This window comes from Peptoniphilus sp. oral taxon 836 str. F0141 (assembly GCF_000179335.1).
Lineage (GTDB): Bacteria > Bacillota > Clostridia > Tissierellales > Peptoniphilaceae > Peptoniphilus_A > Peptoniphilus_A lacrimalis.
The window spans coordinates 39,739-58,750 of the sequence record NZ_AEAA01000050.1; the positions used below are offsets into that span (position 1 = coordinate 39,739).

Genomic DNA, 19,012 nt, shown 5'->3' on the forward strand with positions numbered 1-19,012 from the left:
ATGGAAGATATGGAATTAAATAATTTGGATACGGAAAATTTAAGAATCCCACCCCACAATAATGATGCTGAAACTTCAGCTCTTGGGGCAATGCTTTTGTCTAAAGAGGCAATTACTTTATCTATTGAAATAATTTCAGTAGAAGATTTTTATTCTCCTGCTCACCAAAAAATTTATTCTTCCATATTATCTATATACAACAGAAATGAAGCCTGCGACGTGGTAACTTTATCAGAAGAATTATTAAGAACTGATTCTTTGGAAGAAGTAGGTGGAAGCGTATATTTAGCTGATATTTCTTCATCAGTTGCAGCGGTTTCAAATTCAAGATATTATTTAAACATCATTAAAGAAAAGTCTATTTTAAGAAAATTAATAGATTCTTCTTCAAAAGTCATAACAAAGGCTTATTCACCACAGGCAGCTGCGTCAAGTTTAATTGAACTTGCAGAAAAAAGTATTTTCGAAATTAATGAAGATTCTAATAGACATGGACTTGTAAACATTAGAGATATTGTACTTGATTCTTTTAGTCAAATGGAACAAAGAGCACAAAATCCTGGTGGACTTACAGGCTTATCAACTGGTTTTGTAGATTTAGATAGAAAACTTTCAGGACTTCAAAAATCAGATTTAGTTTTAATTGCAGCTAGACCTTCAATGGGAAAAACAGCTCTAATGGTAAATATTGCTACAAATGCTGCTTTAAAAAATGATGCTAGGGTGGCGATATTTTCTTTGGAAATGAGCAAAAATCAACTAGTACAAAGAGTAATTTCATCAAATGCACACGTAGATTTGCAAAAAGTTATTTCTGGAGATATTAATGAAGATGAGTGGACAAAAATAATTAATGCAATGCCAATTATATCTGATTTAAAAATAGAAATAGATGATACGGCTGCTATAAGCCCTTTAGAATTAAAGGCTAAGTGTAGGAGAATGAAAGTTGAAAAGGGTCTTGACCTTATTGTTATAGATTATTTGCAACTGATGCAGATGTCTGGAAGGGTTGAATCAAGGCAACAAGAAATCTCAACAATCTCTAGAAATCTAAAGGCAATAGCAAAAGAATTAGATGTACCAGTAATAGCTTTGTCACAACTTTCCAGAGCGCCCGAACTTCGTAGCGACCACAGACCTATTCTTTCTGATTTGAGAGAATCTGGAGCAATTGAACAAGATGCAGATGTTGTTATGTTCTTATACAGGGATGAGTATTACAATAAAGAGGAATCTGAAAAGCCAAATATTGGTGAACTTATAATTGCTAAACATAGAAATGGTCCTACAGGAACTGTAGAGCTGGTATTTAAAAAAGAATATACAAAGTTTTTAAATTTAGAAAGAGGAGGGGAGTAACCTCCTTTTTTTCGTTAAACACTATGTAAAATTTTATGCTAATGGTATAATTATTCACTATGGAGGTTAGTATGATTTTTGATTTATTTAAAGTTTTAATTCTTGGAATAGTTGAAGGCTTGACAGAATTTTTACCTATTTCATCAACAGGACATTTAATTCTTTTTGGAAAATTTATTGAGCTTAGTCCCAAGGAATTTTCTAATGCATTTTTTGTAATAATTCAATTAGGAGCAATATTATCTGTTTTGTATTTATATTTTAATGATTTAAACCCTATAGGAAAATATAAGATACAAGAAAAAGTTGGGGATAAATATAAAAGCTTATCTTTAAAGGACAAATGGAAATTAAGAGATATGCCAACTATGCGACTCTTAGCAAAAATAATAATAGGTTTTTTACCAGCAGCAGTATTGGGATTTTTATTTGATGATTTAATTGACAAGTATTTATTTAATGAAGTTACTGTATCTATAGCCCTTATTTTTTATGGGATAATTATTATTTTAATGGAAAAAAAGAATAAAGATTCCTATTTTAAGTATAATGATTTAGATGATATTTCTTTGAAAACAGCATTTTTTATTGGTGTATTTCAATGCTTAGCTATGGTACCAGGCACTTCAAGGTCTGCAGCGACAATAATTGGAGCTATGTTACTTGGATGCTCAAGAACATCAGCTGCAAAATTTTCCTTTTATCTTGCAATCCCAACTATGTTAGGAGCAACGGCTTTAAAAGTTATAAAAATTGGTATTTCCTTTGGTTTATGGCAATGGTTTTTGATTATTGTTGGCGGAATAGTTTCATATATTGTAGCATTAATTGTAATAAAAAAATTTCTATCATATATTAGAAATAATGACTTCACATATTTTGGGATTTATAGAATAATATTGGGAATTTTAGTATTGTTTATTAGGTTTATATAAGGAGAAAAAATGAAAAATTTTAAGGTCGGCATGATTCAGATAGCTTCTAAAGGTGATAAGGATTACAATTTAAAAAGAATGGAAGAACTTGTAGATATAGCTTGCCAAAAAGGAGCAGATGTAGTTGCACTTCCTGAAATGTGGAATTGCCCCTATCAAAATTCTTATTTTACAAAATTTAAGGAGCAAGAGGGGGAAGAGTCCTATGAACTTATGAAAAAGCTTGCTAAAAGGTATGGGATATATCTTGTTGGTGGTTCTATTCCTATTAGTGACGGAGATAAAATTTATAATAAGTCTTTTGTATTTAATGCTTGTGGCAAAGAAATTTTTTCCTATTCAAAAATAAATCTTTTTGACATAGAAGGTTTTAAGGAATCAGATACCATTACAGGTGGTAAATCTCTAGGAGTATTCCAAACTGAATTTGCAAATGCAGGTCTTTTGATATGTTATGATTCAAGATTTCCTGAGCTATTTCAAAGTCTTGTAAATTTTGGAGCAGAAGTAATTTTTATGCCCTCAACTTTTATGATAAAAACTGGAAAAAGATTTTGGGAGCTTTGCAACAGAGCAAGAGCTATGGATACTCAATGCTTTTTAATTTCTCCTTCAATAGCAAGGGATAATGAACTTTCAAAAAATGCCTGGGCTCATTCCATGATAACATCACCCTATGGAGAGGTTTTAATCGACATGGGCGAAGATGAAGGAGTAGAGGTTTTTTCTATTGAAGCAGATCTGGTAAAAGAAGCAAGAAAAAATTTTCCCTACAAAAAAAGTAGAGAGAATAGAAGTTTATAGAATATATAGAAAACGTGGATTTTTCCACGTTTTTTTCTATATTAATAAGATTAAAAAAATATAAAATATTTATCTATATATTTTGCAATAATTTTATTTCTATGATATACTAAAAATTTTACTTTTTTATCTTTTTCTGATATACTTTAATATGGTATTGGAGGTAGAAAATGTTTAAAATAGGCGATAAGGTTGTTTATCCCATGCATGGGGCGGGAACAATTGTAGCGATAGAAGACAGGGAAATTTTAGGAAAAAAACATGAGTACTATGTTTTGCTTTTACCTATAAATAAATTAAAAGTTATGATCCCTGTAAAAAAAGCCGATGAGGTCGGTGTGAGAAAAATCATGGAAATCAGTGAAATGGAGGAAGTTCTAGAAATTCTTTCTTCAGAAGAAAAATTTAAAATGCCCACAAATTGGAACAGACGATACAGATTCAACTTGGATAAAATCAAGTCAGGAAACCTGATCGAAATAGCTGGAGTTATAAAATCTTTGGAAAAGTTAGATTCAAAAAAATCTCTTTCTACAGGTGAGAGAAAAATTTTAAATGAAGCAAGGATTATTATAATTTCAGAAATGGCGCTAGTATTTGATAAAGATGTTGATGAGGTTGTTTCAATGGTTGATGAGGCTATTTTTGGATAGGGGGAATATTTATTAATAAGAACCGTTCTATAGTGGCAAAAATATTTAGAATTTTGTTTACTCTTATTGGTGCCGGAGCTGGTTATTTTTTGGTATCAATCATTACTCAGATTGATTTGGTGAAAAGTATCGGCAATGATAATGTTATCTTTGTTATTTCTTTAGTTATTGTTATTTTATTTGCACTTATATTTTTTATTTTTTCATCTAAAGTTTTCAATTCTTTGATAGAACTTTTAACTATATGGGAAAAGGAACTAAAACAAAGGTCATTAACAGAAATTATCTTTGCGGTATTAGGAATTATTATTGGTTTTATATTGGCTTTTTTAATTTCTCAGCCTATATACAAAATCCCAATTCCTTATGTGGGTAGTGCCATCTCAATTATTTTATATGGAATATTTGGGTACTTAGGATTAAAAATTGGTCTTTCAAATAAGGATGTATTAAATTTTAAGATTAAAGATTTTGTTGTGTCCAACAAAAAACCACCTAAAGATAAAATAAAATATAAAAACTTTGATGGGACTCCAAAAGTTCTTGATACATCAGTAATTATAGATGGAAGAATTTTGGATATTATTAAATCAGGTTTTGTTGAGGGGACAATTGTTATACCAGTTTTTGTCTTGGAAGAATTGCAACATATTGCTGATTCTTTTGATTCTTTAAAAAGAAAAAGAGGAAGACGAGGCTTAGATGTTGTAAAGGAGATTCAAAACCTCAATGATGTAAATTTAGTTATTGAACAAGAACCCTATGAAGATATTTCAGAAGTTGATTCAAAACTTCTTAAACTTACAGGTGATTTAAACGGTAAAATCGTAACAAATGATTACAATTTAAATAAAGTCGCTCTTGTTCAAAAAATTCCTGTTTTAAACATTAATGAACTTGCCAATGCAGTAAAACCCGTTTATTTGCCGGGAGAAGAAATGCAAATTCAAATAGTAAAAGCCGGTCGTGAATTTAACCAAGGTTTAGGTTATCTTGATGACGGGACTATGATTGTTGTCGAAAATGGCAAACATCTTATTGGAAAAACTATTGATGTTACAGTTACCTCCGCCCTACAAACTGCAGCAGGCAAAATGATTTTTGCAAAGCCTAATGAATAATAATTTAAAAGCTCTGATATATTCAGAGTTTTTTCTTTATTTATCATTGAAAAAATTCACTTATGTTAAAATATAAAAATAAGTAGGAGGATTTATGGAATTTAATTTTAATTCTTATCCATACTCTTCAAGAAGAGGAGTAGTATTTTCAAATAAATCAATGGTAGCAACATCTAATCCAAGTGCTGCACTAGCGGGTATTGAAATTTTAAGAAAAGGTGGAAATGCTATTGAGGCAGCCCTTGCAGCAGCTATTTCTATGCCAGTTGTGGAACCGACCTGTAATGGTTTGGGTGCTGATCTATTTGCCATAATTTCATATAAAAATAAATTATATGGTATCAATGGAAGTGGTAGAAGTCCTAAGAAAATATCAATACAAGCTCTTAGAGAAAAATCTTATGAGGATATGCCTTTCTTTGGAGTAGATTCAGTAAACACACCGGGGGCAGTTGGGGCTTGGTTTGAAATTTATAATAAGTTTGGTAAATTGCCTTTAAAAGAAATCTTTGAACCAGCAATTAATTATGCTAAGAATGGTTACGCCCTTTCTCCAAAAGTTGCAAAACTTTGGGATGATGAAGTTAATAAATATAAAAATTTAAAAGATATTTGTGGCTTAGAAGAATTTTTCAAGGTATTTTCTGATAAGGGGAAAGCACCAAAAGCTGGAGATATAGTAAAAAATGATAATTTGAAAAATACCTTGGAAGAAATTTTAGAAACTGAGGGGAAATCTTTTTATAGTGGTGATTTGGCAAGAAAAATTTCTACTTCTGTTAAAGACCTTGGCGGTTTTTTAGATATAGATGATTTGAAAGCATATAAGCCTTTATGGGTAGATCCTATAAGTACAAAATATAAAGGTTATGATATTTGGGAGATGCCACCGAATGGTCACGGAGTTTCAGTTTTAATGGCGTTAAACATTTTAAATAAATTAACTTTAACTGACAGGGAAGACCCAAAAACTCTGCACAAAATTATCGAGGCTATAAAAATTGCTATGACGGATGGCAAAACATATATTTCAGACCCATCTTTTATGAAAAAAAGAGTAGATGAACTTTTATCTGATGAATATGCCGAAAAAAGAAAAAAATTAATAGGAACTTGTGCAAAAAATTATAAAAATATTTTACCTATTTCACCTTCTACAGTTTATATGGCTACGGCTGATAGTGAGGGAAATATGGTTTCTTTAATTCAATCAAACTATAATGGATTCGGTTCTGGTATTGTAGTACCAACTACAGGAATTGCATTAAATAATAGACTTGCTAATTTTTCTTTTGATTCTAACAGTGTAAATGCTTTGAGTGGAGGAAAACTTCCTTATCACACAATAATTCCAGGTTTTATTAGTAAAGATAATAAAGCAATAGGTCCCTTTGGAATTATGGGAGGTTTTATGCAGCCACAGGCTCATGTTCAAGTACTAACAAATATGATTAATTTTAATTTGAATCCACAGGCGGCTCTTGATGCTCCAAGATTTATGTGGACAGGAGATAAAAATGTGGAAATAGAAATGGATTACGGAAATTATATGATTAATACTTTAAAGGAATTTGGTCATAATATGATTATAAGATCTGATTATACAGATATGGGCAGAGGACAAATTATTTTAAGGCTAGAAAACGGATCTTATGTAGGTGCTACAGAAAAAAGAACTGACGGATATATTGGTATTTATTAATTTATTGTAAGTATATTTAGAAAAATTTTTGTATTGCTTTTATCCTAATGGTATAATTATAAGGAAAAAAGGGAGGATGTTATGAGAGAGGAACTTTTCAAAATTAAAGAAGCATCTTTAAATAATATTAAGGATGCCATAGATTTAAAAACAATTGAAGAGATAAAGATAAAATATTTAGGTAAAAAAGGAGCCTTAACGGGACTTTTAAAGGAAATGGGCAAACTCTCTAAGGAAGAAAGACCTAAAATGGGAGCCCTTGCCAATGAAATTAGAGAAAATATTGAAAACTCACTAAAAGAAAAAGAAAATATTATAAAAAATGCACTTTTGGAAGAAAAGTTAAAAGCTGAAAGAATAGATGTTACCTTAGAAACTGATAATTTAATTCTTGGACACTACCATCCATTAAAAAGAACTATCGAAGACTTGGAAGATTTGTTTATTAAAATGGGATTTTTAGTATATGACGGACCTGAAATTGAAACTGTAGAAAATAATTTTGATTTATTAAATACTCCGGCAAATCATCCTTCCAGAGATATGACAGATACATTTTATTTTGATGATAAAAAATTACTTAGAACACAAACTTCACCTTGTCAAATCAGAGCTATGAAAGAAATAGGAGCTCCTTTGAGAATGATATGTACAGGAAGAGTTTTTAGAAATGATGAAGTTGATGCAACACACTCACCAATGTTCCACCAAATGGAAGGTCTAGTAATAGATAAAAATGTAACAATTGCTAATCTAATGCATTCGCTCGATTATTTTGTCAAGGCATTTTTTGGAAAAGATATGAAAACAAGATATAGACCTCATTATTTTCCTTTTACAGAACCTTCTTTGGAAGTAGATACCACTTGTCCAAATTGCAAAGGCAAGGGATGCCCTAGCTGTAATCATACAGGTTGGTCAATGGAACTTTTAGGCTGCGGTATGGTTCATCCTAACGTTCTTAGAAATTGTGGTATTGACCCTGAAATTTATTCAGGCTTTGCCTTTGGTATGGGAATTGACAGAATAGCCATGGTAAGATATGGCATAAAAGATATTAGAATGATGTTTGAAAATAATACTAAGTTTTTGGAACAATTTTAGGAGGAGAAATGTACGTACCTATTAAATGGTTGAAGGATTATATAGATTTAGATGAAGATATAAAAACACTTGCAGATAAACTTTCAGACTCAGGTTCTCACGTTGAATCTATTATTACAAGGTCTGAGGGCATAGAAGGTGTATATACTGGTAAAATTATAGAAATAAAAAAGCATCCTGATGCTGATAAATTAGTTGTTTGCAAAGTTAATTTTAAAGATAAAGATTTACAAATTGTTACGGGAGCGAAAAATGTTTTTGAAGGAGCAATTGTCCCTGTAGCCCTTGACGGAGCAAAACTTCATAATGGAATAGAAATTAAGAGTGGACTACTTAGAGGAGTAGAATCACAAGGGATGATGTGTTCTTTAGAAGAACTTGGATACGATGTTTCTGTTATTCCTAAAGAAGCAAGAAATGGGATATTTATTTTTCCAAAAAATACAGAAGTTGGCGCAGATGTAATAGAACTTTTAGACTTAAATGAACCAATTATAGAGTTTGAAATTACTCCAAATAGACCAGATTGTCTATCAATCATAGGCATGGCTCTAGAAACAGCGGCAACTCTTGATAAAAAAATAAAAAGACCCTCTGTTGAAGTTAAAAATGCCAAAGGAAATATCAAGGACTTTTTAGAAGATATTCAAATAGACACACCAAATTGTTATAGATATTATTCAAGAGTTTTATCTGATATAAAAATTGAACCATCACCCTTGTGGATGCAAAATTATTTGATGGCAGCAGGAGTTAGACCAATTTCAAATATTGTTGACTTAACTAACTTTATTATGCTTGAATTAGGAACTCCTATGCACGCTTTTGACCTAGACTCTTTGAAAAATAAAAAAGTAGTAGTTAGAGAAGCAAGAGATGGAGAAAAATTTAAGACCCTTGATGGAAAAGAAAGAGATTTGAAAAGTGGAGATATTTTAATTACTGATGGAGAAGAAATCATAGGTCTTGGTGGAATAATGGGAGGCTTGGATTCTGAAATCAACGAAAACACTAAAAATGTTTTAATTGAAGGAGCTTGCTTTAATGAAGACAATATCAGAAAAACATCAAAAAGATTAAACCTTCGCTCTGAAGCTTCTGGAAGATTTGAAAAGGGGCTTGACCCAAATCTTTGTGAAATATCTGTAAATCGTATGTGCCATTTGGCTCAAGCTTTAAACATTGGTAATGTTATTGATGGACATATTGATGTATATAAAAATAAGGTAGAAGAAAAAGTAATTGAACTTTCTAAAGAAAAAAATAACAACCTAATGGGCATAGAACTTTCAACAGAAGAAATTGCATCTATTTTGCAAAGGCTTGAAATTAAATGTCAAATTAATGGAGATATAATAAGCGCAAAAGTTCCAACATTTAGAAGAGATATAAATATAGCCGAAGATTTAATTGAAGAAGTGGCAAGAATTTATGGCTATGCAAATATTGAAAAAAAGCCTTTGCGTGGGGAACTTTCAGTTGGCTCTCGCCCTCATTACAGGGAAATTGAAATAAGAATTAAAAACTTCTTGACTGGGCTTGGCTACAATGAATTTATGACTTATTCTTTTGTAAGCCCAACAATATTTGATAAGTTAAATATTGATAAAGATGACCCAATAAGAGATACTTTAAATATTTTGAATCCCTTAGGCGAAGATTATTCTATTATGAGACCTTCTCTAATTCCTTCAATGATCGATGCTCTTTCCAAAAATGCAGCAAGATTTAATGAAAATGTAGCAGGATTTGAAATTGGAAATACATTCTTTAAATCTCAAAAAGAATTACCAGAAGAAAAATTAAAACTTGTAATGGGATTTTATGATATTGGTGATTTTTATTATTTAAAAGAAAGCATTGAAAAAATATTGTGGAATGTAGGACTATCAGGCTTTACCTATAAAAGAATAAAAAAATCATATCTTCACACAGGTAGATGTGCAGAGATATTTTATAAGGGCCACAGTTTGGGAATACTTGGAGAAGTTCATCCTTTAGTTCTTAAAAATTACTCAATGAAGAAAAAAGTTTATGTAGCAGAACTTGACTTTGACTTTATCACTGAAAATTCAATTAATAATTATACTTTTAAGGAACTTTTCAAATATCCTTCAATAAAAAGAGATTTTGCTTTTGTTATGGATAGAGATATTGAAGCATCTCAAATTGAAAAAATTGCAAAAGATAATGGAAAAGACTTATTGGAATCCTTTAAAGTATTCGATATTTATGAGGGAGATAATATAGAAAAAGGCAAGAAATCTTTAGCTTTCTCTTTAGTATTTAGAAGTAAAGATAGAACCTTAACTGATGATGATATCAGCACTATTTCAGAAAATGTTGTAAAATCAATTGAAAAACAATTGGGGGCAGTATTGAGAAGTTAGGAGGATTTATGTCACAAAAGCGTGTAGAAGTAAAAATTAAAGACATGAAATTCTATGTGGTAGGAGGAGAAGACCCATCTTATATAAAAAATCTTGCCACAGAGTTAAATGAAAGAATTACTAATATTGAAAAGTCCAATTATAAGTTAAATCAATTGGAATCAACTATTTTAACGGCTCTAAATATTCTAGATGAGTTGCAAAAGGAAAAGAAATCAAAGGCTGAAATGGGCAAAATCAGTCAGGATAAAGCACAAGCTTTAGAAAAGGTTGAAGAAATTTCTAAACTTAAGGAAGAAATTTCCAAATTAAGAGGAGTCAATAAACAATCCAATGATGAAATTTTAGACTTGCGTAAAAAATTCAACAAAACTAACGAAGAACTCAAAGAAAAATCTAGTGATAATTTTAAAAAGAATGATAAAATCAAAATTCTAAACGAAGATATTAGTAACTTAAGAAAAGAAAATAATAATTTAAAAAATCAAAATCAACAAGCACAAAAAAAGATAATAGACTTATCAAGAGAATTGGAAAGTTTATATGATGAGAAATAATTATGAAATTTTGGCACCTGCAGGAAATTACGAAACATTTATTGTGGCAATATCGGCAGGTGCCGATGCAGTTTATTTGGGTGGTCAAAAATTTTCAGCAAGGGCTAAGGCATCAAATTTTTCTGTAGATGAAATTGAAAAAGCAGTAAATTATGCACATTTGAGAAATAAGAGGGTTTTTGTAACAGTAAATATTTTAATTGCAGATAAGGAAATGAATGAGGCAATGGATTTTGTTAAAAGCCTATATGATATAGGTGTTGACGCACTCATTTTGCAAGATATTGGCTTTGCCATGAGAATAAAAAAAGAATTAAAAGATTTTGAACTTCATGCTTCTACACAGATGACAATAAATAATTATTATGGGGCAAAATTTCTTGAAAATTTAGGGTTTTCTAGGGTAGTTTTAGCTAGAGAAACACCACTTTATGAACTTGAACTCATAAAAGAAAAGACGAATTTAGAAATTGAAGTTTTTATTCATGGAGCCTTGTGTGTATCATATTCAGGTCAATGTTTGATGTCTTCAATGATAGGAGGAAAATCTGGTAATCGTGGAGAATGTAGGGGTGCTTGTAGAAAATCTTATGAACTCATAAGTAAAAATGGCCAAAGTCTTTCACAAAGACAATATTTTTTATCTCCAAAAGATTTGAATTCTTTAGATACTGTAAAAAATTTAATAGACTTGGGAGCCTATTCTTTAAAAATCGAAGGTAGGTTGAAAAATCCAGAGTATGTATATCAAATTGTTAGCACCTATAAAAAAGTTCTTGATGGCGAGTTAAATAAAAATGATAGGGAAGAAGTCCTGCAGATATTTAATAGGGGATTTACTAAAGGCATTAATAATAAAGATTTTGGTAAAAATTTTATTTCCATAGATAGACCTGATAACAGAGGGATTGAGATTGGAAAAGTCTTTGAAGGTAAAGGAAATTATTATAAGGTAAAATTTAGTAGGGATATTGAAGTTGGAGATGGATTGGAATTTTTAGGACTTAAAGAGAGAGTTGGGCAAAAATCTTTTAAGGACTTTAAAAAAGACAAAATATATGAGATAAATTTTAATAAAAAAATAAAAGTTCCCTCAGTGATTAATAGAACTTTTTCCATAGATTTACAAAAAAAATTAGAAAAAAAGATTAATAGAGAAGATGATTTTTTTCTAGATTTAGACTTAAATATGAAAATTAAAAAGGGAGAAAAAGCCCATTTAATAGGATATTGTTCTGGCTATACAATAGATATTTATTCAAAAGATTTTGTGGAAAAATCGCAAAATGCTCCACTAAGTCAAGAAAAGATAAAAGACCTTTTAGAAAAATTAGGGGATACAGTTTTTAGGATAAAAAATATAAATATTGAAATGGATGAAGATTCATTTTTAAAAACCTCTCAGATTAATCAAATGAGAAGGGAATTGGTCAGCATATTTGAGGAAAAATTATCAGCCGTAGATAGAAATGAAAGAGAAGAAAATTTTAAAAAAGCACCTACTTATAAGAAAGAAGATGGCAAAATCTTTGTTGAAATTTCCTCTTTAAGTCATTTAAAACTACTTAATGATGAAAATATTAAGATAATTTTAAGATATGAAGATTTAGCTAAGATAGATTTAGATAAATTAAATTTTAAAAAAGTATATATAAAGTTAGGGAAAATTTATGATTCTAAAGAGCTTGAACAAATAAGGGATAATATTAAAGATAAAAAAATACAGGGTATTTTTATAAATAATATAAGTCAAATTGAAGTGTTATGGGATTTAGGTTTTAGCCTTCACGCTGATATTGGACTTAATATTTTTAATATTTCAGATCTTAATTTTTTGAAGGAAATTGGCTTTTCTTCTGCAGTTTTATCTCCTGAACTGAATTTATCCCAAATTAAAGAGATAAGGGAAAATACTGATTTCAATTTAAGCCTAATTGTTTATGGAAAAATACCAGTTATGACCATGCACCATTGTCCATACGCTTTAGTCAAGGGTTGTTTGGATGATTCTAACTGTAAAAATTGTGCATATACAAATTATTATTTGAGAGATGAAAAAAATGTTGATTTTGAACTGATCAGAAGAGGACATATTTCAGAAATTTTAAATTCCTATCCTATATTTTTAGATAAGGAAATGAACGATTTAAAAAAATTAAATATAAGCCCATATATCATTTCAGATGAATTTTTAGAAGATGTTTACTCACATTACAAATTAGGCTACAATAAAGAAAAGACAGAAAAGTTAAAGATTAAGATTAAAGAAAAAACTCATTCATTAACAAAGGGACACTTCCACAGGGGGATATTATGACTTTTAAAAAAGCTATAAGAACTTTGGAACTTAATAAGATATTAGATAAATTAAAATATTTTGCTTCTGCAAACATAACCAAAGATTATATAGATGAAATAGAAATATCAACCGATTATGAAGAAATTAATAAAAGGTTAAAAGAAACTTCTGAAGCTGTAAGTTTAATTGTAAAAAAAGGGGAACCGCCTCTTTTTGCAATTATTTCCTTAAGAGATGTTTTACGAAGAGCATCATTAGGTGGAATATTAAACCCTTCTAATCTTATTGACATAAGTAATTTTTTAAGAGTTTCTAGGCTTTTAAAAAATTACTTAAAAAAAGATGATAAGGATGAAAATACAGAAAACATAAGTATAATTAAAGATTTAATTGATAATTTATATATTAATAGAAATTTAGAAGACTCCATAAATAAAAAAATAATATCAGAAGATCAAGTTGCTGATGATGCATCAAGAAAACTTCTTTCAATAAGAAGAAACATAGTTAAATTGCAAGGCTCTTTGAGAGAAAAGCTAGAAAAAATTTTACAGAGTCAAAAAGATTATCTTCAAGATTGTATTATCACTATGCGTGAGGGTAGATATGTAATTCCTGTAAGAAATGAAAACAAGTCAAAGGTAAAAGGTCTTGTCCATGATATTTCAGGGTCAGGGCAAACTGTATACATTGAGCCTATTGAAGTTGTTAATGCTAATAACGAAATAAAAACTTTAAAAATTGAAGAAAAAGAAGAAGTTGAAAAAATTTTAAAAGAATTATCTGAAGAAGTCGCTGAAGTTTCAACTTCTATTGAGTCAAACGAATTAATTTTAAGAGAAATTGATTTTATTTTTGCTAAAGGCAAATTATCTCTTGATATGGGAGCAAATCTTCCCAAGGTCAATAAAAATAGATATATTGATTTAAAAAATGCCTATCATCCATTGTTAAATAGGAAAATTGCAGTACCTATAAATATTTATATAGGTAAAGATTTTACATCCTTAATAATAACAGGACCCAATACGGGTGGAAAAACAGTAACTTTAAAAACCCTAGGAATTTTACAGCTTATGGCTCAGTATGGTTTACATATACCAGCCGATGAAGATTCACAAGTGGGCATATTTAATAATTTATTTGCAGATATAGGTGACGAACAGTCTATAGAGCAAAATTTGTCTACCTTTTCATCACATATGACTAATATTGTAGAAATTTTAGAAAAAGTAGATGAAGATTCATTAGTATTATTTGATGAATTAGGAGCGGGAACAGATCCCACAGAAGGAGCGGCTCTTGCTCGTTCAATAATGGATTTTATGTTAGAAAGAAAAATAAGATGTATTTCAACAACCCACTACAATCAGCTAAAGATTTATGCTCTGACAACAGAAGGGGTAAAAAATGCATCAATGGAATTTGATATAAATACCCTAAGCCCCACCTATAAACTTTTAATCGGTCTGCCTGGGAAATCTAATGCCTTTGAGATTTCAAAAAGGCTTGGTCTATCTCAAAAAATTATAAATCATGCTAGGGATCTTATATCTCAAGAAAATATAGAATTTGAAAAAGTTCTTGCATCTATTGAAAAAGATAGGACCAAGACAAGAGAATTTAAAGAACTTGCAAAAAGACATAAAAGCGATCTGGAAAAGCAAAACGCAAGGCTTGAAAATGAATTAAAAAAGATTGAAAATTCTAAGGAGAAAATTCTTAAAGAGGCAAAAGATGAGGCGAGAAGAATTTTATTATCAACTAAGGAAAATGTGGACTTAATTTTAGATGAGATATCATCTTTAAAGGCTGAGATTTCATCAGACCAAGCACGAAGAATACAAGAGTCGGGTGATTTATTAAGAAATAGCATAAGAAAAGTTGATAATGACAAGAAATTTGTAATTGAAAAGGCAAAAAAACCCATTGAAGATATAAAAGTAGGCGATCAGGTAAGAAATTCATTTGGAAATATTTCTACAGTTTTGGAATTGCCTGATAGTAAAGGTAATATCTATATACAATCAGGTATAATGAAAATGAAAGTACCAAAAGAATCTCTTACAAAGATTGATCCAATAGATGAAGTGTCAAAGACAAAAACCAGAAACATCATTAAATCAAAAACCATGGATGTTAAAAGCCAGATAGATTTAAGGGGTAAAAACTTTGAGGATTCACGAGATCTTGTTGATAAATATCTTGATGACGCCTTTTTGGCTGGCTTAAAAACAGTGAACTTAATCCATGGTAAAGGCACAGGGGTTTTAAGGAAAAAATTAAGAGAATACCTAAAAAAACAAAAAAATGTTAAATCATATTCAGATGCACCCTATAATGAAGGTGGAGATGGAGTAACTAGAGTAATTTTAAAATAAGGAGAGATTATGATTAATTTTAAAGAAGAAATTATAAATATTTTAAATGAAAATATCGAGGGCTTGAATAAAGATGAAATAGAGAGAATGGTTGAGATTCCACCTGATTATAAAATGGGAGATTTTGCCTTTCCAGTATTTTCATTAGCAAAAATTTACAGAAAAAACCCAGCAATTATAGCAGAAGAGTTGGCAAAAAAAATTGAATCTAAATATTTTGCAAAGATTGAAAATAAAAGTGCTTATTTGAATTTCTTTATAGATAAAGATATTTTGGCAGAAGAAGTCCTAAAAGAAACTATTGATAAAAAAGAAAATTTTGGCAAAAGCACCATAGGTAGGGGAAAGAATGTATGCGTAGAATATTCCTCTACAAATATAGCTAAACCATTTCATATAGGTCATATCAGATCAACAGTAATCGGAGATTCCATAAAAAGAATTTATCAATTTTTAGGTTATAATACCATAGCAATAAACCATTTGGGAGATTATGGAACTCAATTTGGTATGCTTATATATGCCTACAAAAAATGGGGAGATAAGAAAAAAATAGAAGAAAATCCTATTGATGAGCTTTTAAAACTTTATGTTAAAGTCAACACATTAGCAGAAGAAGACAAAGAAGTTAAAGAAGAGTGCAGATATTGGTTTAAAGAATTAGAAAACCAAAATCCTGAAGCTGTAGAGATTTGGAAATGGTTTAAAGAAGTTTCCTTAAAAGAATTTAACAGAGTTTATAAGATGCTTGATATAGAATTTGATTCCTATAATGGAGAAAGTTTTTATTCAGATAAGATGCCTGCATTGATTGAAGATTTAAGAAATAGAAATATTTTAGAAGAATCTCAAGGTGCAGAGGTAATAAACTTAGATGAGTATGATTTGCCGCCAGCAATCGTAGTTAAAAGTGATGGTACAACAATTTATTTGACTAGAGATTTAGCTGCAGCAAAATATAGACACGAAAATTATAAACCTTTCAGAAGCATTTATGTAGTTGGTTCTCAACAAAGTTTGCATTTTAAACAATTAAAAGCTGCTCTTAAAAAGGCAGGCTTTGATTGGTATGATGAAATAATCCATGTGGCTTTTGGTATGGTATCTTTAGAAGACGGAACCCTATCAACAAGAAAAGGTAAGGTAGTATATCTTGAAGATGTTTTGAATAGGGCTATAGAAAAAGTAAGAGAAATTTTAGACCAAAGAGAAGAAAAAACATCAAGAAAAATTGAAAACAAAGAAGAGTTGGCTGAAATTGTTGGTATAGGAGCAATAAAATTCCAAGAATTATTCAACCAAAGAATAAAAGATTATGTATTTAATTGGGACAAAACTCTATCTTTTGAAGGAGAAAGCGGTCCATATGTTCAATATGTACACGCCAGAATATCATCACTACTAGAAAAAGGTGAATTTTCCTTAGATAAGAAATTTGATTTCTCCTTATTACAAGGTCAAGAAGAAGTTGATATTTTGAGAAATTTATACAATTTCACAGATGTAGTTATAGATGCACATAATAAATTTGAACCCTATATTATTACAAGATATATTGTAGAACTTGCAAAAAATTTCAACAAATTTTACACCCAAAGACCTATACTTGTAGATGATGAGCTAACAAAAAATACTAGACTATTATTATGCTATAGCGTAAAAAATGTTATAAGAGAAGGGCTTGATTTGTTAGGAATTAAAGCACCTGAAAAGATGTAAAGGAGGCTTTATGAGTTTTTTTGAAGATTTAACTTTAGTTTATAATAAAGCCATAAAAAAAACACTTAAAAACATAAAAAATAATCCTGTAATATTATTAGGACCAATTTTTTATGGAGCCTTATATCAAATAGCTATAAATATTTTTTCAATATTTATAGCCCCAACTTTAGGGGTATTATCTGGATTTTTGTTGCCTATAGTATCTTCTATGATATTATCTAGTTATTTTTCTATGCTTAGTGATGTCATATATTACAACAGAATATCTTTTAACAATTTTACAAGGTCATTTACAGACTATTTCTCATCAATATATTCAGTATATTTTATATTGATAATAATTTCATGGATAACACCAATGCTTGGAAATTTACCCGTAGCACACTTATTCATAAGCGTGATTTTAGTAGTTCTTTTTAACCCCATAGCAGAAGAAATATATATTGGAGGAAATACTTATACTCAAGCCTATAGCAAGTGCGTAGAATTTTTAAAAGAAAATGCCTTTTTATGGATGTTACCTTTTATATTATATTTATTAATAACACAAGTTATGGGATTTTCAATTGCACAAGGATTAATGATGTCAAATGTAATCGACATTCCTCTTGGCAATTTTCAAATGTCACCACTAATGGGCACAAGCAATATAAAGGCGATAATCGCCCTTCTTTTGACTGGAGTTTATGCAATCTTTAGGGGCAATTTATTTACAATATTAAACAATTCAACAAGAAGAAAAAGAGCCTATATGGGAGAATATTATGACGATTGAAGAAAAACTAGAAAAAGAAATTAATGAAAAAATTGAGAGAATAGGATTTATAGAACTAAAAGAAAATATAAAAATTAAAGATGATATGTATTTAAAAAAGGGGATAGATTATCCCCTTAAATTTTCATATTTAAAAAAAGGTCTTAGGGATAAATCTTTTTATGCTGGCATAGATTTGGAAAAATTCATAGACTCAATGATTTATCTAATAGGAATAAAAAAAGATATTAAAAATTCTCAGATATATATAAAAAATATAAAAGATATTCTTAAAGAACCCTTTGAATATATAATAAGTAAGGCATATGAATCACTAAAAAATGATTCAGCCTCAGCAATAATATATTTACAAGCTTATGAAAACCTATATGGCTTTGATAAAAGAATCTTATTTAGCAAATACCAAGTAATCGAATATTATACAGATAAAAATAGGGATGAATTTGACTATAAAGAGTTAGAACAAGCAGAAAGTAATATAATAAATAATTATTTAGATATGATAGAAGAAGACGAAAAATTTGCTCCACCCTACCTAAGGCTAGCCTATATATACGAAAACAGAGGACACTTCATAAAAGCAAAATTATATTTTGAAAAATACCTTTTTTATTCAAAAGAAGAATCAACAAAAGAAGAGGTAAGACAGGAACTTGTAAAGATAGAAGACTTTGTATCAATAGAAGCTGCACAAACTTATATAATATACGGAGATAATTTTAAGGCTCTTCAAGCATTAGAAAAAATTAGCTTAGACTACAAGGATAAAATGCTTTTAAACTTATTAAAAGGAAAAGTAAACTACGCTTTAGGAAAATTTGAAGAAGCATCAAAATTTCTAGAATTATCATATCTAGAAAAAATTACAGATGAAAATGCAAGTTTACTAGCTATGGCATATGCCCAAGAAGGACAAATAAATAGAGCAAAGAAAATATTAGAAGAAGCAATAGAGATAGAAAAGGAATCAAATATACTTTATTATGATTTAGCTACTATAAATTTAAATGAAAATAAACTTGAAGAAGCTCTAGAAAACTTCAAAAAATCCTACAGATTACACTCAGACGAAAATATAGAAAAAATTATAAAAAACTTAGAAGAAACTATTGACAAGAAAAATAAATCATAGTATACTATACGAGTTGTCGCAATAAGATAATATATATCTCGTAAAAATAAAGTAAAAAAATTATAAAAAACTTTT

General features: G+C 29.6%; 14 protein-coding genes. All 14 read left to right on the plus strand.

Annotation, left to right across the window (positions count from 1 at the left end; translation table 11 throughout):
- The 14 genes from dnaB (at position 1) to HMPREF9131_RS02225 (ending at position 18,937) form a co-directional block, all read left to right on the plus strand.
- Positions 1 to 1,362, plus strand: coding sequence for a replicative DNA helicase (gene dnaB, locus HMPREF9131_RS02160; RefSeq protein WP_009345129.1), 1,362 nt, complete (start codon positions 1 to 3; stop codon positions 1,360 to 1,362).
- 71 nt (positions 1,363 to 1,433) lie between these two features.
- Positions 1,434 to 2,297, plus strand: a complete 864-nt coding sequence (locus HMPREF9131_RS02165) for an undecaprenyl-diphosphate phosphatase (protein ID WP_009345112.1) — start codon at positions 1,434 to 1,436, stop codon at positions 2,295 to 2,297.
- 9 nt (positions 2,298 to 2,306) lie between these two features.
- Entirely contained in the window at positions 2,307 to 3,101 is a 795-nt protein-coding gene (locus HMPREF9131_RS02170; RefSeq protein WP_009345093.1) for a nitrilase-related carbon-nitrogen hydrolase, read from the plus strand.
- Between the two features lie 170 nt (positions 3,102 to 3,271).
- Entirely contained in the window at positions 3,272 to 3,754 is a 483-nt protein-coding gene (locus HMPREF9131_RS02175) for a CarD family transcriptional regulator (RefSeq protein ID WP_004826468.1), read from the plus strand.
- 32 nt (positions 3,755 to 3,786) lie between these two features.
- Entirely contained in the window at positions 3,787 to 4,875 is a 1,089-nt protein-coding gene (locus HMPREF9131_RS02180) for a PIN/TRAM domain-containing protein (protein WP_009345102.1), read from the plus strand.
- A 94-nt stretch (positions 4,876 to 4,969) separates the two neighbouring features.
- Positions 4,970 to 6,577, plus strand: coding sequence for a gamma-glutamyltransferase family protein (locus tag HMPREF9131_RS02185; RefSeq protein WP_009345089.1), 1,608 nt, complete (start codon positions 4,970 to 4,972; stop codon positions 6,575 to 6,577).
- Positions 6,578 to 6,658: 81 nt separating this feature from the next.
- Positions 6,659 to 7,681: a phenylalanine--tRNA ligase subunit alpha gene (gene pheS, locus HMPREF9131_RS02190; protein ID WP_004824342.1), complete on the plus strand. Its 1,023-nt coding sequence runs from the start codon at positions 6,659 to 6,661 to the stop codon at positions 7,679 to 7,681.
- 8 nt (positions 7,682 to 7,689) lie between these two features.
- Positions 7,690 to 10,071 carry a phenylalanine--tRNA ligase subunit beta gene (pheT, locus tag HMPREF9131_RS02195; protein WP_009345101.1) on the plus strand — a complete coding sequence of 794 codons (2,382 nt, stop codon included), beginning with the start codon at positions 7,690 to 7,692 and terminating at the stop codon, positions 10,069 to 10,071.
- A gap of 8 nt (positions 10,072 to 10,079) precedes the next feature.
- Positions 10,080 to 10,628 (plus strand): cell division protein ZapA, encoded by a 549-nt coding sequence (gene zapA, locus HMPREF9131_RS02200; protein ID WP_004824338.1) that lies wholly within the window; start codon positions 10,080 to 10,082, stop codon positions 10,626 to 10,628.
- On the plus strand, positions 10,618 to 12,945 hold the full coding sequence (locus tag HMPREF9131_RS02205; protein ID WP_009345135.1) for a U32 family peptidase: 2,328 nt from the start codon (positions 10,618 to 10,620) through the stop codon (positions 12,943 to 12,945). Before zapA ends, HMPREF9131_RS02205 begins: the two co-directional genes overlap by 11 nt.
- A complete protein-coding gene (locus tag HMPREF9131_RS02210) occupies positions 12,942 to 15,308 on the plus strand; it encodes an endonuclease MutS2 (protein ID WP_009345099.1) in 2,367 nt (788 codons plus the stop codon). Before HMPREF9131_RS02205 ends, HMPREF9131_RS02210 begins: the two co-directional genes overlap by 4 nt.
- A gap of 9 nt (positions 15,309 to 15,317) precedes the next feature.
- Positions 15,318 to 17,027, plus strand: a complete 1,710-nt coding sequence (argS, locus tag HMPREF9131_RS02215) for an arginine--tRNA ligase (protein ID WP_009345111.1) — start codon at positions 15,318 to 15,320, stop codon at positions 17,025 to 17,027.
- A 10-nt stretch (positions 17,028 to 17,037) separates the two neighbouring features.
- Complete coding sequence (locus tag HMPREF9131_RS02220; protein WP_004824346.1) at positions 17,038 to 17,805, plus strand: hypothetical protein; 768 nt, start codon at positions 17,038 to 17,040, stop codon at positions 17,803 to 17,805.
- Complete coding sequence (locus tag HMPREF9131_RS02225) at positions 17,795 to 18,937, plus strand: lipopolysaccharide assembly protein LapB (protein WP_009345121.1); 1,143 nt, start codon at positions 17,795 to 17,797, stop codon at positions 18,935 to 18,937. The genes HMPREF9131_RS02220 and HMPREF9131_RS02225 overlap by 11 nt, the downstream gene beginning before the upstream one ends.
- Positions 18,938 to 19,012: the final 75 nt, after the last annotated feature.

Excerpts from the sequence above, each read along its gene's own strand:
- dnaB (WP_009345129.1), top strand. The coding sequence starts at position 1 with ATGGAAGATATGGAATTAAATAATTTGGATACGGAAAATTTAAGAATC.
- HMPREF9131_RS02165 (WP_009345112.1), top strand. The coding sequence starts at position 1,434 with ATGATTTTTGATTTATTTAAAGTTTTAATTCTTGGAATAGTTGAAGGC.
- HMPREF9131_RS02170 (WP_009345093.1), top strand. The coding sequence starts at position 2,307 with ATGAAAAATTTTAAGGTCGGCATGATTCAGATAGCTTCTAAAGGTGAT.
- HMPREF9131_RS02175 (WP_004826468.1), top strand. The coding sequence starts at position 3,272 with ATGTTTAAAATAGGCGATAAGGTTGTTTATCCCATGCATGGGGCGGGA.
- HMPREF9131_RS02185 (WP_009345089.1), top strand. The coding sequence starts at position 4,970 with ATGGAATTTAATTTTAATTCTTATCCATACTCTTCAAGAAGAGGAGTA.
- pheS (WP_004824342.1), top strand. The coding sequence starts at position 6,659 with ATGAGAGAGGAACTTTTCAAAATTAAAGAAGCATCTTTAAATAATATT.
- pheT (WP_009345101.1), top strand. The coding sequence starts at position 7,690 with ATGTACGTACCTATTAAATGGTTGAAGGATTATATAGATTTAGATGAA.
- zapA (WP_004824338.1), top strand. The coding sequence starts at position 10,080 with ATGTCACAAAAGCGTGTAGAAGTAAAAATTAAAGACATGAAATTCTAT.
- HMPREF9131_RS02205 (WP_009345135.1), top strand. The coding sequence starts at position 10,618 with ATGAGAAATAATTATGAAATTTTGGCACCTGCAGGAAATTACGAAACA.
- HMPREF9131_RS02210 (WP_009345099.1), top strand. The coding sequence starts at position 12,942 with ATGACTTTTAAAAAAGCTATAAGAACTTTGGAACTTAATAAGATATTA.
- argS (WP_009345111.1), top strand. The coding sequence starts at position 15,318 with ATGATTAATTTTAAAGAAGAAATTATAAATATTTTAAATGAAAATATC.
- HMPREF9131_RS02220 (WP_004824346.1), top strand. The coding sequence starts at position 17,038 with ATGAGTTTTTTTGAAGATTTAACTTTAGTTTATAATAAAGCCATAAAA.
- HMPREF9131_RS02225 (WP_009345121.1), top strand. The coding sequence starts at position 17,795 with ATGACGATTGAAGAAAAACTAGAAAAAGAAATTAATGAAAAAATTGAG.